Source organism: Paenibacillus sp. A3, assembly GCF_001399685.1.
Taxonomy (GTDB): domain Bacteria; phylum Bacillota; class Bacilli; order Paenibacillales; family NBRC-103111; genus Paenibacillus_G.
This window is the reverse complement of the sequence record NZ_JTHN01000095.1, coordinates 23,127-36,930: the sequence shown is the minus strand read 5'-3', so window position 1 is coordinate 36,930 and position 13,804 is coordinate 23,127. Positions and strand designations below refer to the sequence as shown.

Here is a 13,804-nt window from a genome sequence, read left to right as displayed (position 1 = left end):
GAACCGAACATGCCTATACCTACCGATACAAACATTCCGCAAAGCGGGTTAACTGGCGGCATTCCAGCCGACGGCACGCTGGTCCAGAGGGAAAGTCTCCGCAGCCTGGCGAAGGGCATATCGCTTTACCGGCTGACATATATTAGCCAAGGACTTCAGGTGAAAGGTTATCTTGCCGTGCCTGACGCCGCCGTACCCGTTCCCGGTTTAATTTACTGCCGGGGAGGCATCCGTAAGGTCGGAATGGTGCGCAAACGGCGTATTTTTTCGATGGCGCGGCGCGGGTACGCGGTATTTGCGCCGTTCTACCGGGGCAACGAAGGCGGCGAGGGACGGGAGGACTTCGGAGGGGAAGACCGCTTTGACGTGCATCATGCCATTACCCTCATGCAATCGCTGCCGGAGGTGCAGGCCGGACCGATTCCGCTGATCGGCTTCTCGCGCGGCGCACTGATGGCGCTGCTGGCGGCCAAAGAGTGCGAAGGTGCCGGTCCGGTCGTCGTCTGGGGCGGCGTAAGCGATCTGATTGATACGTATGAGGAGCGGGTCGATTTGAGGCGGATGCTGAAGCGGGTCGTCGGCCATCCGCGCAAGCAGTCCGAATGCTACGAGCGGCGGTCTCCCGTCCGTTGGGTCGATGCGATCTGCGTGCCCGTCATGATCGTACACGGCACGGCGGATGCGCAAGTCAGCGTAGAGCAGGCGCGCAAGCTGGGTGCGGCGCTGGAGCGGGCCGGGAAGGAGTACACGATGGAGCTGTACGACGGGCTCGGGCACCGCTTTCCGAAGGAAGACGAAGAACGCGCGCTCGATGCGGTGTTCGGATGGATCGCAAGCAAACGGGAACAGGCGGAAGGACGGGAACGGTAAGCCGCCTGTCTTCCTTCCGTGTAGGGCAATCGCCCGCATATTCTGGTATACTAAGGAAACGCAAGGGAAGAAAGGATGATCGAATGAATACGGGGTTTGCAGCTTTACATATCGCTCCGCAGTATGTCAAACGGCTGCAGGAGCTCGGTATCACGGAGCCGTCGGACATACAGGCGGAAGCGATACCGATCGCGCTTGAAGGAAAGGATGTCGTTGCGCAATCGCAGACCGGTACGGGAAAAACGCTGGCCTATTCGCTGCCGCTGCTGCATAAAATAGACACGGGCGCAAGAGAGGTACAAGCTCTTGTGCTGGTGCCGACACGGGAGCTCGGCATGCAGATCGTGCAGACGCTGGAGCAGCTTGCGAAGGATAGCGATATCCGCGTGCAGCAGCTGATCGGCGGCGCCTCCATCGAGCGCCAGATCGACCGGTTGAAGCTCAAGCCGCAGATCGTGGTAGGGACGCCCGGCCGCGTGCAGGAGCTGGTCAAGCTCCGCAAATTGAAGCTGCACGGGATTCGCACGGTTGTCGTCGACGAGGTCGATCAAGTGTTCGAGCTGGGGTCCATGCAGGATGTGGAGGCGCTGTTCAAAGGCATGCTGCGCGACCGGCAGCTGCTGTTTTTTTCCGCGACGTTCCCGCCGCCGCTGCAGGACGTCATCGACCGCTGGATGCGCGATCCGGTCTACGTCCGGGTAAATCCGGCGCAGCGCACCTCGGAAACGCTAGAGCATTTGTATTTCGTATGTCAGGAACGGGACAAAATCGATACGCTGCGCCGGATTGTCCGGCTGTATAACCCGAAGGCCGCGATCGTGTTCGTCAATGAGACCGACGATATCGGGGAAGCGGTGGCGAAGCTGCAGTTCGTCGGCCTGTCGGTCGAAGGCCTGTACGGCGATTCCTTCAAGCAGGAGCGGGCCAAGGCGATGCAGGCGTTCCGGGCCGGCAAATTCCAGCTGCTGCTTGCGACCGACGTAGCGGCCAGGGGGCTTGATCTGCCGCAGGTGACGCATGTGATCAACCTCGACCCGCCGGTCGATGCGGACCATTACGTGCATCGTGTAGGCCGGACGGGGCGGATGGGCCGCAAAGGCACGGCCGTGTCGATCATTACTCCGCGGGAGCAGTTCATTATCGATAAATTTGCCAAAGCGCTCGGTATCGAGATCAAGCAGCGGACGATGTTTCATGGGAAGGTCGTCGATCCGGAGCAGGAGCGGGCTATTCGCCGGGAAGCGAAGAAGCTCGTAGAACGCCGGGTGCCGGACGAAGCGCCGTCGGGAAGGGAGAAGCCTGAAGCGCGTATTGCCCAGGCGGGAGCTTCGAAGCTTCCCCGTACGGAAGGCAAGAGCGTAAAGCCGGCACAGGCCGGCACGGGCCGTCCCTCGGCTTCGGCTGCCCCGGATAAACGCAAGGCGGACCGGGAACGGGACCGCAAAAACAAAGGAGCGCCGCGCTGGCTGAAGGAAAAGCGCGATCCGTCGGGTAAACCGAAAAAGTAACGAATGAGCCGACGATTCCGCCTGTCAAACTTCAGGACAGGATATCAGGCTCAAGTTTGGATCGGCTCCTTTAAGGGGGAAGTCAGATGAAATCGCTCTTCAAAGGAATCGTCACGATCGTCATTCTGGGCGCGCTGCTGGTCGCCGGAGCATTATGGTACGCGCAGCCGCAAGCGGAGCTGGACTTGTCGTACAACGATCTTCCGGTGCGCGAAAAGCTCGCCGCGATGGTCATCCACCGTAAGCCGGAGGCGGTGCTGACGGAGCAGGAGGTAGGCGATCTGCTGAAAAAAGCGCTTGCCCGCAGGCACGAGCTTCGTCCCGGCGTCAAGCTGACGGGAGCGAGGTTCTTTCTTGAGGGGGACCGGCTCGCGGCAGACGTGACATTGCTGCTTCAAGACCGCTGGAAGGTTGGTGCCCGGCTCAACTTCGACCTTGTCTGGAAAGCGCCGTATTTGACGGCCGTCCATACCGGCACCGTCATCCGGGACGTTAACGTACCGGGTGAATGGCTGAGTCTCCAGCCGATCCAGGTTGATCTGAACGATTATATGCCGAGGCATGTGGCGATTCGGGACGTAGCATTTGAAGGGGCCACGGTACGCGTGACCTTCGGGCTGCGCTTATGATGAAAGCAAAGGGACTTTTTCCTTCCCGATCGAAGGAAAAAGTCCCTTTCCATTATAGAGCTTTCGGGCAATTCGAACAGTAGCTGCCATCCGAGGAGCCGACCTCGTAATAGAAGCAACAAGTTGCCCGTGTTCGGGCGGACGAGCTTGTATTACCCCTACAGCTTGTCGTGCCGTAAAATCGGGCCAGCGGATTCTGCGTTTCCCCGAACAGTCTCGCCGGAGCCGCGTGAATCAAATAAGCGAAGTCCTCCCCGCTAATCTCCCCTTCACCCATCCGTTTCTCATACAACGAGTACACGCGAACGGCTGCATTTTCCCATAAAATAGGCATCGGTACGGCAGCCGCTTTCGATAAAGAACGAAAGAGGGGGGCGATATGACCGGAGAAAAGATTGCCTATCGTTTCTTCCCGCCATTCAGCCCGTCTTCCGGCGGCTGGCTCAGTAATGCGAGGTGTTGTTAAGATGATGCCCGGCAGCCAGGAGCCATGGGTATTGTCAGGCCATGGAACGGCACATCGGTCCATAGTTAAATCGAGCCCTTTATTATACATCGTCATCGCATATAAAACAGGTGCAATGGTTAAAAAAGCGTACCGTTTGGAGAAAGCCGAGGCTGTAACCATTCTGGACGGGGACAGAATCGCGCTCGTTACCGCGTCCAAATAGGCCGCACACGCCGCCTCGTCGAGCAAGTCCGTTACAGGAACGGAACGCGCCGGCTCCGGCCTGCTATCTACGGACAGATGAAACTCCTCCGCTAAATAATCGCTTTGCTCTGCGTCAAATGAGGTTAGCCGTTTCATCGACTTATTTTCCAGTCAGCAGCGCTTCGGCAATCTGATCTACAACGAGGTTCATGGCAATAGGCCCGTAATATCCGATCCACAATGTAGCATTGACCGGATACACATGATTTTGCTTGACTGCATTCAGATTTTTCCAGACCGCCGTGCTTTGTATTTGCTCCGACAGCTTTTGAAACTGATCGTCCGTTAAGTAAAAATAATGGTCCGCATTCAGCTCTGTTAAAGATTCCAAAGAAATCATCGAGCTGGTTTCTTTATCGTTGACAAGCTGCTTCGGAGGCGTCAGCCCCAAGTCTTTGTACAAAATCGCGGCCGTACGATGCGCTGTCGTATGAATCCGGATGTTGTTGTCCCTTGGCCTGATCAAGGCCACGGTCTGACCGCCCATTTTGGCCGTAAGCTCGGCTTTCAGCTTGGCGGTTTTCTCGTTATAGTCGCTTAGAACTTTCTGCGCTTCCTTCTCCTTGCCTAAGATTTTCCCGATCGTGACCAGGGAATCGCGCCAATCCTCGTTGCGGTCCATCATGACGGTAGGAGCGATTTTGGCCAGACTGTCGTACATTTTCTCCTGAAACTGGGTGCATATAATGAAATCGGGGTCCATTGCGATGACGGCCTCCAGATTCGGTTCGTCCTTCGTTCCCAATAATTTCATGTCGTCCTTCAGTTTGCCGTTCAAATATTCCGGAAACGGCGTCTTGTCAGCCGTCGTAATGACGCTTCCTGCCGGCTGCTCGTTCAGCGCGATCAACTGGTCTACGAATTGGGTATCGAGGACGGCAATTTTCTCGGGCCGGCGCTCTAGCGTCAATTCGCCTTTCATGTGCTTGATTGTTACAGAGCTATTGGGCTTGAGTGCCTGTTTCGAATCGGTTCCCGAAGCAGGCTGTGAAGCGACCTGGTTCGTCCCCCCGCTTCCCGAGCCGGCTTGGTTGGCTGGAGCAGCAGAGCAGGCCGAGAGCAGCAGCAAGCAGAGCATGAGGCCTACCGTCGGCTTCATTATTATGTTTTTGTACATGGGTGGTACTCCTCCGTCTTTGTATTGATAATGATTTTCATCGTCAATACGACTATACATTCGCAGCCTTCCAGAGCCAATGGGAAATCGCGACAGACGGGATGGATTTAAGCGACGGTGTTCCTGCGGTTGAGCCTGCTCTCTATAGAGGAGCGGAGACACACCGACGTACTTTTTAAACATACGGCTAAAATAATAGCCGTCCGAATAGCCGACGGATTCGGCAATATGCTGCAGCGGGGCGTCGGTCTGACGCAGCATTGCTTTCGCGTTTTGCATTCGGACCTGCATCAAATAATCTATCGGCCCGAGTTGAAGCCGCGCTTTGAACAGCCGCTGCAATTGCCGCACGTTGCATTGGAACAGCGATGCCAATGAATGCAGCGTTACTGGCTCGGCGTAGTGCTCGTCGATGTAGCGGATCGCTTGGGCAACCACATTCGGCTTCGTCGCCGTCCCTCCCTGCGATTGCAGCTGTTTCATCAGTTCGTATACGAATTGATAGAAAAGCGCTTTGACATGAAATTTGTCCAGTTGACCGCCTCGCTGCCATTCGCGCATCATTTGCTCTATTCGCAAAAAAAGCGGAATCGGGTACTGTGGCGCGAACCCGTATTGAAGCTGAAACGGATTGTCGTCCTTGTACAGCCGCAGCAGCTCCCGCCGGCATGGGAGAGTCATCGTGGCGCTGTAGTACACCATGTAATATTCGAACGTTTCCGTTACATGAACGATATCGAGAAACGTGCCTTTGCCGGCATGACACACGAAGCACTTGTCTGCGGCGTACTCCAACTCGTCAAGCGCCAGTTGCGCCCTGCCGCAAGCGGAATACAAAAATACGTTAGCCGGGAGCTGATAACCGTGCAAGCGATCTCCCGGCCGAATGACGGCATACCGTACGTCCAACACTTTCAAGGCCGCATGGTTCCACAATAGCATATGATCTTGAAATGCCATCCCTGCTCACCTTCTTCAATCCGTCGATCTATATATGTTTATTATATTGATAACGATTCTCAATGGCAATCAATTCGTCCCCGCATGAGTATACATGGAGCCTTTTATAAACGAAACAAACCGACGTCTGAATCGTTCAGATACCGGTCTGTTCCATGTTTCGTATTATGAAATAACCTCGTAAAAGCCCGTCCATCTTTCTGCTCGCTTACGACGTCTTTTGCGACAAGCCTGGACCCGGAGCGGCTTCCGGCTGCTTTTTGCCGCGCCGGCTTCCCAGCGTCAAGGCCATCGGCAAGCCGATCAGCACGACAACTGTAGCGACCATGTATACGTCGTTGACGCTCAACGTGAACGCCTGCTGCTGCAGCTGTTGGCCGTTCATCCCGCCGGCCTTGCCGAGCTCCATACTGTGCGCGGCAACACGGGAGGCGAGCATCGAGGTGAACAGGCCGATGGAGAACGAGCCGAACCCTTGGCGGATCCAGTTGTTCACCGAGGAGGCGTGCCCGGACAGCTCGCGCGGAATGACCTCCATGCCGGCATTGGAAGCGGGCATGGTCGAGAAGGCGATGCCGAGGTTGCGGACGGTCATCCACATAATGATATAGCCATGACTCACATCGACGCTGAGATGGGCCATGGCGAGCGTTCCGACGCCGATCAACACGATCCCGAACAGAATGAGCGGCATCGGTCCCACCCGCGAATACAGCTTGCCGGTAATCGGCATGCAGACCGCCATCGCCAGCGACGGGATGAGGAGAATCAAGCCCGTATCGAAGGCCGAGACATGCTGTATATTTTGCAGAAACACCGGCGTCAGGAACGTCCCGGAATACAAGCTGATCGTTATGATACAGCTAAGAATCAAGCTGTAGGTATACCGGGAATACGCGAATACTCTTAGATTCAACAGCGGTCCGGTTTTGCGCAGCTCGTAAAGGACGAAGGCTATCAGCGTCAACGCTCCGAAGGCCAGCAGGGATATCGTCTGCCACGACCCCCAGCCCCAGGAGTGAGCTTCGCTGAATGCGATAAGCAGCGCGGAGCTGCTGAGAATGACGGCCAGAAAGCCGAACAGGTCGAACGGCTTCGGCGTCGTCAAGCGGTAATACGGAATCAGCTTCATCGCAAGCGCGATCGCGATAATGCCGAACGGCAGGTTGATCAAGAACAGCCAGGTCCAGTCGAACGTTTGAATCAGCCAGCCGGCCAGCGACGGACCGAGTGCCGGAGCCAGCATCGCCGACAAGCTCCACATGCTGATGGCGAACGCCTGCCGTTCACGGGGAATGACCTGATAAATGATCGTCATGGTCGCAGGCATGACCATGCCGCTGAAGGCCCCTTGCAGAATGCGGAACACGATCAGCGAATGAATATTCCAGGCTACGGCGCACAGCCCCGACATGAACGTAAACCCGATCAGGGCCGCGACATACAAATATTTGGTGCTGAACCGGTCCCCCAGATAGCCGGTGATCGGCGCGATAACTCCGGTCGCGAGCATGAAGCCGGTCAGCGTCCACTGTACCGTATTTAAATCGGTATGAAAGTCTTGCATTAAGATCGGAATGGCCACATTAATGGAACTGGTTCCCAGAATCGCCAGAAACGAGCCGAAAAAAATACCGATCATGACCGGCCAAAACGGCACGGGTTTGTCGGTGCTTTCAAGCGAAGCCATGATATTCTCTCCCTTTCTCTCTGCTGTCGGGATCTCCGGTAAGCCGAAGCCCGTTCTCTAGTCTTTATCCTTAACAGTTCTATACTCGACCGCTTTGCGGAGCAGCCGCGTCAATTCGGCGGTTTCACCCGGCTCCAGCCCTTGCCAGAACCACTCGACCAATTCCGCCGCTTTCTCGTCCAACTCGCGCAAAGCGTCCAAACCTTTCGGCGTGATGGTCACCATGACGACCCGCCGGTCCGTTTCGTTATGCGCCCGTTCCGCATACCCGCCGGCCACCAGCTTATTCGCAAGGTTCGTCACGGCCGGCAGCGTGATTTGCAGCGTGTCCGCCAGCTCCGAACACCGCATCGTCCCGTTCGCCCGAAGGCTTTCCAGCAAATAGTACTGCTGAATCGGCAGTCCGTGCTTCAACCGGCCGGTCATTTCGGAGATCCATTGGCGCATCGCCAGCCGGGTCCATTTTTCAATCTCCGTGGACGCATGAAGCCCTTGCTCCCGCATGACGGCTCCCCCTTTGAGTTTTAGCTCTTAATAATTTTGTTTATGAATAATTCAAACTTTGAATTAAATCATTGTACTCCGTTTTACCCGATGTGTCAAAAGGCGGAGGCGCATTGCCGCCACACGAAAAAGCCCTCCCGCAACCGGACGCATGATCCGGCGCAGGAGGGCTTGCTTGTTATTTTTTGCGAGTTTTCACGTAAGACGCATATACGATCTCGCCGGTATCGAGCTTGGCGATTTCGTCGGCAGACCAGCCGGCGAGCTTGTTGTTGCCGGTGACGCCGGTCAGCTTGATGTTGTACTTCGAGGCCAGATATTGCTGAAGCTGCGGCATGTCGGCTTCCTTCAGCTCGCGAAGCTTCTTCTTGCCTTGAATTTGCCCCAGAATGACGCCGATCGATTCGGCCGCCAAGCTTGTATTCGGCTGAATGCGCGCGCTGCCGTAAGCGATGGCGGAGGCGCCGACGTTTTTGCCGGCCATAATGACGTTGTCGTAATTTTTGAGCAGGAAGCTGCGCAGCGGCATCCCGTATTTGTCCGGGCGGCCCATCTCGATGCCCCATTTGTTGGCGCTTGTGCCCTGCAAGTCGAGCGGGTAGCCGCCGATGCTCACGTTGTCCCAGAACATTTTCGCTCCGAGCATGTCCGAAGGCTTCAAGACGTATTCCGTCTCGTAGTGGTTGTATTCACGGATGTACAAATAATTCGGGAACCCGTTCAGCTCCGCTTTCTCCCAGCCGGGCAGGCTTTTGCGGAAATGGTTCAGGATCAGAGGAATTTCCTTCTTCCCGAGCTCCATCGCCTCGGCTACCGATTTATCGTCCGACGGATCGACCGTATAGATCAGGAAGGCGTTGATGATCACTTCGCCGTCCCGCTGGCTCACCGCATTCAGCCCGCGCAGAAACACGCGGTCGTTCGTCGGCTTGTACTTGCTCGTCATGCCCGCGAGGCTGATGGCGAAGCTGTTGTCCACCGAGCCCCAGCCGAATTTGGCGCTGCGCTCTTCCTTCGGCATATTGTTAAAGCTCTGCTGGAATTTTGCCCAATCGACGTTTTTGAACTTCATCATCATGCCGGAGCTCATGTACTCGATGTTATTTTGCCCGTAGAACTTCTCCAGGCCCGGCATCCGGGTCGCCTGAAGCTTGCTGACCATCGCGGCGTAATCGGTGTTTTCCACCCAATAGGAGGCGGCGATCCGTTTCTTCTGGCCGTCCTTGGTCGTGTAGACGATACCGTGTAATGCCTGCCCGCCGAATTGGCCGGGATTTTGCTCGATGCTCTCGATCTTGATCCCTTGCTCGACGGGAATGTCCTTTTTCAGCTTGTCAAAATATTGCTCGAATTCCTTCAGCTTGCGGATTTTGCCGTTGCGGAAGCCGTCGAACAGCTCCTTGGCCCGGCCTTGGACAAGCAGCCGGTGCTGATCGTCGCGGGTTTCGTCCAGGAACAGCATCTCTCCCTGCAGCACTTGGCCGCCGAACGCATTGCGCGGGTCCAATATTTTGACCTTCAATCCTTCGTCCGTCGCGGCGCGGGCCAGATAGAGCCCTTCCAGCTCGCTACCGATCACGACGATATCCGTCTGCTCCGTCGGGATGTCGGGTAGTTTGTTGTCCGTTTTGGAGGCGGTTGTGCTCTTGCCGCCGTTCGAATCGTCTTTCCCTGCGGTTGCCGTTGAGTTCGGAGACGGCTTGTCCGGTGCGCTCCGCTGTAGGAACGTATAGACCCCAGCCAGGGCGACCAAGGCCACCAGGGCCAGAACAACCGTCAGCTTTTTGCCGCTAAGTTTCATCTCTCTCTCCTTATCTTTCGTTTATGATAGATGCCGGGACAGGGTCCGAAAAGGACAATCCCGAGGTATGCAGATAAGTTTAACATTTTTGGCAGACGATCTAAAGAGACCCCCCTAAACATTTTGGGGAGGGCGAACGGTGTAAGTGATCAAGGAACTCTTCGCGAAGGTTCTGAAACATCTTCTTTTCATACTCATATCATATATCGCAGCTGCTCGCGAAATCGACGGGCGACGGACTCCTCCGCTATTCGAGGCGACAGGCCTTGTGCTGTCCGTGTGTTCGTCAGGAGCCGGCCTGCGGTTCAACCTACTCGGCAAAGGAGAATGAATGATGAGCAAAGCGTTCAAGAAGACAGTAATTTCCGGATTGACCCTGGCGATGGTGCTGGGCGGATCGACCGCGGCTTTCGCCGACGGCAAAGGCAAAGGTCATGACAAGGACAAAGACCGCGACCGGGATAACCGCGACAAGATTGAGAAAAAAGTGGACTTTGACAAAGATGTTAATATCAATATTAAGCTGACGTTTGACGATCTGAAGGGCAAGGACGTGGAATGGGCGCAGCGTTACATCGCTTCTCTCGCTTCCAAGCGCGTCTTCGAAGGCTACGAGGACGGCACGTTCCAGCCGCGCAAAACAATCTCCCGCATCGAGGCGATCACCGCTGCGGTCCGCTTGATGGGGCTGCGCGATCAAGCCGAATCGGCCGATGCGAAAGCGGCTAACCTGAACTTCAAGGATGCGGACAAATTAAAGCAAAAATATCCGTGGGCGACCGGCTACGTTTCCGTCGCACTGCAAAACGACTTGTTCACTGAGACGGACGACATGATCCAGCCGGAAAAAGAAGCGGACCGCCTGTGGGCGACAACGCTGCTGGTCAAAGCGATGAAGCTGCAGAACGAAGCCAAAGCGAAAATGAACGCCAAGCTTCCGTTCCGCGATGCCGACAAAATTTCCGCCGGCTCCGTAGGCTACGTGGCCGTGGCGATCGAGAAAAACTTGATCGACGGGTACGAGGATAACACGTTCCGTCCGAACAAACCGGTTACCCGCGCCGAGCTTGCCGCGCTGCTGGATCGTACGGGCAGCCAACTGCCGGACCGCGCATCGGTGAAAGGCACGGTGAACGGAACGCTGAACAACAACCTGCTGCCGGTTAAATTGCAAAACAACGAGGTGCTGAACGTCGAGCTGGATTCGAACGTATTCGTATTCCGCAGCGGCTCCCGCGTAGCTCCCGGCGACCTGCGTACGGGCGATCAGGTGCTGATCCGCACGTACGGCGGCAAAGCGATCTACGTCGAAGTGTTGAACACGACGAACGATCCGCAGCAGCAAACCGACTTCACGGTAACGGGAACGCTGAACAGCTACACGCTGAACTCCAAAGGCGGACTCGCCACCGTTTCGATTAACCAAAACGTGAACGGCGGCGGCGTGCAAACGGCGGTCTACTCGATCGCTTCCGAGGTTTACATTTCCGGCGACGTCAGCCAGCTGACCGCAGGACGCACCTTGGAGCTGAGAGGCAAAAACCAACTTGTACACACCATCATCATTCGATAAATGAGAGAGAACGATTAAAAAAGGTTAGAGTTGCAACGGGAAACGGACCTTCCGGCAGCCATGTTAAATGTCTGCCGGAAGGTCCGTTTTTTACACATAGATCTGAGATCCAGTTCGAATATACTCGATTTTAGAACCCAAAATATGCTTTAATTTTTTGTAAGCTTTTACCCCAGTGCAATGTCCTGTATATACTTTTTGGATATTCTCGTCGATGATCATTTGGGCAAGGACCTGAATCTCTTCCTGGGAAGCGCTGAATGATTTTAGCATCGGTATCGTCATGAGATGAAAGCCGCCTATCACCGCTTTAATAGTTAGGCTGGGGAAAATAGTTCTGGCGGCTCGTATCATATTGGGGGTGCCTTTATGAGAACATCCCGTAAATACGCAGATTCCGTCCTGCTCCTTGATAACCATCATGAGCTCATGCTCAAACTTATCTTGAACCCGCTTGTTCCCTTCTTTGGCAAATAAATATTTATTTCCCCTAGGGGTCAAATCCTGCTCCTCGATGTCTGTAATGATATAAATGTCATTCATGATTTCGGTAAAACGATCAATATAATGAATTCGATTGGAATACTCCTCGAATACTTTTTTATCGATGCCGATGTTTTTGCTAAAACCCAGGATATGAAAATAATAATCTCCCGAAGCTTTCCGCTTCATGTAGACTTTGGCTTTGCTGTTTACCTTAAAGAACGGCAGAAGACCTCCGCCATGATCATGATGGCCGTGAGAAAGCACGACGGCATCCACATGCTCTAGACGAATTCCCAGTTTCTGTGCATTTGTAATAAAGCTGCCGGTTTTTCCGGTATCAAAAAGGATACGCTTGTTATCTTGTTCTATGTACAGAGATAAGCCGGATTCATTGATTAAATCTTGTGATTCATTCTTCAAATTTTCGATTAGCGCAGTTATTTTCATAAATTTCTCCATGATTATGGTATTGTTTCAGAAATGGCGTCGAGCTCATGCCCTGATACCGTCATCGTACCCGACCATACAGCGCTTTGCAACATCGGCGGCGGGTTATCCTGGCAATTGGGCATAGGGGATGGACAGATGCGCCGAACGGTGTATAATTAGGAGAAATTGCGAGCAAGCCCGTACTGCCGGGCGCGAGACTTACGTACACCGGGTTGGAGGAAAAGCAATTATGACCGCACAGCATATCAAACTAGAGGATATTCTCGTCGCCAGCCATCTGCTGAAGGACGTCGTATATCAGACCCCCTTGCAAAAAAATTTCATTTTATCTGAAAAATACGGCTGCAACGTGTTTTTGAAGCGGGAGGACTTGCAGGTGGTCCGCTCGTTCAAAATTCGCGGCGCCTACAATATGATCCGCAGCCTGCCGGAAGACAAGCTGTGCAAAGGCGTCGTCTGCGCCAGCGCCGGCAACCATGCCCAAGGCGTGGCTTATTCCTGCAAAGCGCTGCAAATTCCGGGCAAAATCTTCATGCCGACGACAACGCCGCGGCAAAAAATATCGCAGGTCAAGCTGTTCGGCGGCCCGTTCGTCGACGTCGTGCTGAGCGGGGACACCTTCGACGATTCGCTGCGGGAAGCGCTGGATTACGGGGAACGCGAAGGGTTGTCGTTCGTTCACCCGTTCGATCATCCGAAGGTCATTGCCGGGCAGGGCACCGTCGGCCTGGAGCTGATGAACGACATGCAGGGGCCGGTCGACTACGTATTCGCCGGGATCGGCGGCGGCGGACTCATTGCCGGCATGAGCACGTATATTAAGGGCGTCAGCCCGTCCACCCGGGTCGTCGGCGTGGAGACGACCGGAGCCCCCTCGATGCGGCAATCGGTCGATTCGGGCGAGATCGTCACGCTCGGCGAGATCGATAAATTCGTCGACGGCACGGCGGTCAAGCGGGTCGGCGAGCTGACGTACGACATCTGCCGCGAGTTCCTCGACGACATCATTGTCGTGCCGGAAGGCAAAGTGTGCACGACGATTCTCGAGCTGTACAACGAGAACGCCATCGTGGCGGAGCCGGCGGGAGCGCTGTCGGTGTCGGCGTTGGAGTTTTACCGCGAGGAGATCGCCGGCAAAAATGTCGTGTGCGTCATCAGCGGCGGCAACAACGACATCGACCGGATGCAGGAAATCAAGGAGCGGTCCCTCATCTACGAGGGCCTGAAGCATTACTTCATCGTCAATTTTCCGCAGCGCGCGGGGGCTTTGCGGGAGTTTCTCGAATACGTGCTCGGACCGACCGACGACATTACGCGGTTCGAATATACGAAGAAAACAAGCAAAGAAAACGGTCCTGCGCTTGTCGGCATCGAGCTCAAGCACAAGGACGATTACGGTCCGCTGATCGAACGGATGGAGCAGCGCGGGCTGCGGTTCAGCGAGATTAACAAGGACCCGAATTTGTTTAATCTGTTGATCTAAGCCAACATAAACAAGCCTGAC

11 protein-coding genes are annotated in these 13,804 nt (G+C 55.1%); 5 read left to right on the top strand and 6 right to left on the bottom strand.

Annotated features, from left to right (window positions below; translation table 11 throughout):
• Window positions 1-9 precede the first annotated feature (9 nt).
• The 3 genes from QJ48_RS14765 to QJ48_RS14755 all read left to right on the top strand — a co-directional run bounded on the left by QJ48_RS14765 (window position 10) and on the right by QJ48_RS14755 (window position 3,007).
• Window positions 10-870, top strand: coding sequence for a S9 family peptidase (locus tag QJ48_RS14765; protein WP_237762919.1), 861 nt, complete (start codon window positions 10-12; stop codon window positions 868-870).
• Window positions 871-953: 83 nt separating this feature from the next.
• The gene (locus tag QJ48_RS14760) at window positions 954-2,378 is read left to right on the top strand and encodes a DEAD/DEAH box helicase (RefSeq protein WP_054974331.1); all 1,425 of its coding nucleotides are present in this window, start codon (window positions 954-956) and stop codon (window positions 2,376-2,378) included.
• A gap of 86 nt (window positions 2,379-2,464) precedes the next feature.
• Window positions 2,465-3,007, top strand: a complete 543-nt coding sequence (locus tag QJ48_RS14755; RefSeq protein ID WP_054974330.1) for a hypothetical protein — start codon at window positions 2,465-2,467, stop codon at window positions 3,005-3,007.
• Window positions 3,008-3,059: 52 nt separating this feature from the next.
• Here the strand turns inward: QJ48_RS14755 and QJ48_RS14750 are convergent, their stop codons facing one another.
• The 5 genes from QJ48_RS14750 to QJ48_RS14730 all read right to left on the bottom strand — a co-directional run bounded on the left by QJ48_RS14750 (window position 3,060) and on the right by QJ48_RS14730 (window position 9,791).
• Window positions 3,060-3,815 carry an IucA/IucC family C-terminal-domain containing protein gene (locus QJ48_RS14750; RefSeq protein WP_054974329.1) on the bottom strand — a complete coding sequence of 252 codons (756 nt, stop codon included), beginning with the start codon at window positions 3,813-3,815 and terminating at the stop codon, window positions 3,060-3,062.
• 4 nt (window positions 3,816-3,819) lie between these two features.
• Complete coding sequence (locus QJ48_RS14745) at window positions 3,820-5,796, bottom strand: AraC family transcriptional regulator (RefSeq protein ID WP_054974328.1); 1,977 nt, start codon at window positions 5,794-5,796, stop codon at window positions 3,820-3,822.
• 208 nt (window positions 5,797-6,004) lie between these two features.
• Entirely contained in the window at window positions 6,005-7,486 is a 1,482-nt protein-coding gene (locus QJ48_RS14740) for a DHA2 family efflux MFS transporter permease subunit (protein WP_054974327.1), read from the bottom strand.
• Between the two features lie 57 nt (window positions 7,487-7,543).
• Complete coding sequence (locus tag QJ48_RS14735) at window positions 7,544-7,990, bottom strand: MarR family winged helix-turn-helix transcriptional regulator (protein WP_054974326.1); 447 nt, start codon at window positions 7,988-7,990, stop codon at window positions 7,544-7,546.
• Window positions 7,991-8,168: 178 nt separating this feature from the next.
• Window positions 8,169-9,791, bottom strand: coding sequence for an FAD-dependent oxidoreductase (locus QJ48_RS14730; RefSeq protein ID WP_054974325.1), 1,623 nt, complete (start codon window positions 9,789-9,791; stop codon window positions 8,169-8,171).
• Window positions 9,792-10,125: 334 nt separating this feature from the next.
• Between QJ48_RS14730 and QJ48_RS14720 the strand changes: the two genes are divergently transcribed.
• Window positions 10,126-11,364, top strand: coding sequence for an S-layer homology domain-containing protein (locus tag QJ48_RS14720; protein ID WP_054974323.1), 1,239 nt, complete (start codon window positions 10,126-10,128; stop codon window positions 11,362-11,364).
• 90 nt (window positions 11,365-11,454) lie between these two features.
• Here QJ48_RS14720 and QJ48_RS14715 read toward each other — a convergent pair whose 3' ends face one another.
• Window positions 11,455-12,297: an MBL fold metallo-hydrolase gene (locus QJ48_RS14715; RefSeq protein ID WP_054974322.1), complete on the bottom strand. Its 843-nt coding sequence runs from the start codon at window positions 12,295-12,297 to the stop codon at window positions 11,455-11,457.
• Window positions 12,298-12,529: 232 nt separating this feature from the next.
• Between QJ48_RS14715 and ilvA the strand changes: the two genes are divergently transcribed.
• A complete protein-coding gene (gene ilvA / locus QJ48_RS14710) occupies window positions 12,530-13,783 on the top strand; it encodes a threonine ammonia-lyase IlvA (protein ID WP_054974321.1) in 1,254 nt (417 codons plus the stop codon).
• Window positions 13,784-13,804 lie beyond the last annotated feature (21 nt).

What these genes read in the sequence shown, in the direction of transcription:
- ilvA (WP_054974321.1), top strand. Translation starts at nt 12,530, where the DNA reads ATGACCGCACAGCATATCAAACTAGAGGATATTCTCGTCGCCAGCCAT.
- QJ48_RS14730 (WP_054974325.1), bottom strand. Translation starts at nt 9,791, where the DNA reads ATGAAACTTAGCGGCAAAAAGCTGACGGTTGTTCTGGCCCTGGTGGCC.
- QJ48_RS14765 (WP_237762919.1), top strand. Translation starts at nt 10, where the DNA reads ATGCCTATACCTACCGATACAAACATTCCGCAAAGCGGGTTAACTGGC.
- QJ48_RS14750 (WP_054974329.1), bottom strand. Translation starts at nt 3,815, where the DNA reads ATGAAACGGCTAACCTCATTTGACGCAGAGCAAAGCGATTATTTAGCG.
- QJ48_RS14720 (WP_054974323.1), top strand. Translation starts at nt 10,126, where the DNA reads ATGAGCAAAGCGTTCAAGAAGACAGTAATTTCCGGATTGACCCTGGCG.
- QJ48_RS14760 (WP_054974331.1), top strand. Translation starts at nt 954, where the DNA reads ATGAATACGGGGTTTGCAGCTTTACATATCGCTCCGCAGTATGTCAAA.
- QJ48_RS14715 (WP_054974322.1), bottom strand. Translation starts at nt 12,297, where the DNA reads ATGAAAATAACTGCGCTAATCGAAAATTTGAAGAATGAATCACAAGAT.
- QJ48_RS14755 (WP_054974330.1), top strand. Translation starts at nt 2,465, where the DNA reads ATGAAATCGCTCTTCAAAGGAATCGTCACGATCGTCATTCTGGGCGCG.
- QJ48_RS14745 (WP_054974328.1), bottom strand. Translation starts at nt 5,796, where the DNA reads ATGGCATTTCAAGATCATATGCTATTGTGGAACCATGCGGCCTTGAAA.
- QJ48_RS14735 (WP_054974326.1), bottom strand. Translation starts at nt 7,990, where the DNA reads ATGCGGGAGCAAGGGCTTCATGCGTCCACGGAGATTGAAAAATGGACC.
- QJ48_RS14740 (WP_054974327.1), bottom strand. Translation starts at nt 7,486, where the DNA reads ATGGCTTCGCTTGAAAGCACCGACAAACCCGTGCCGTTTTGGCCGGTC.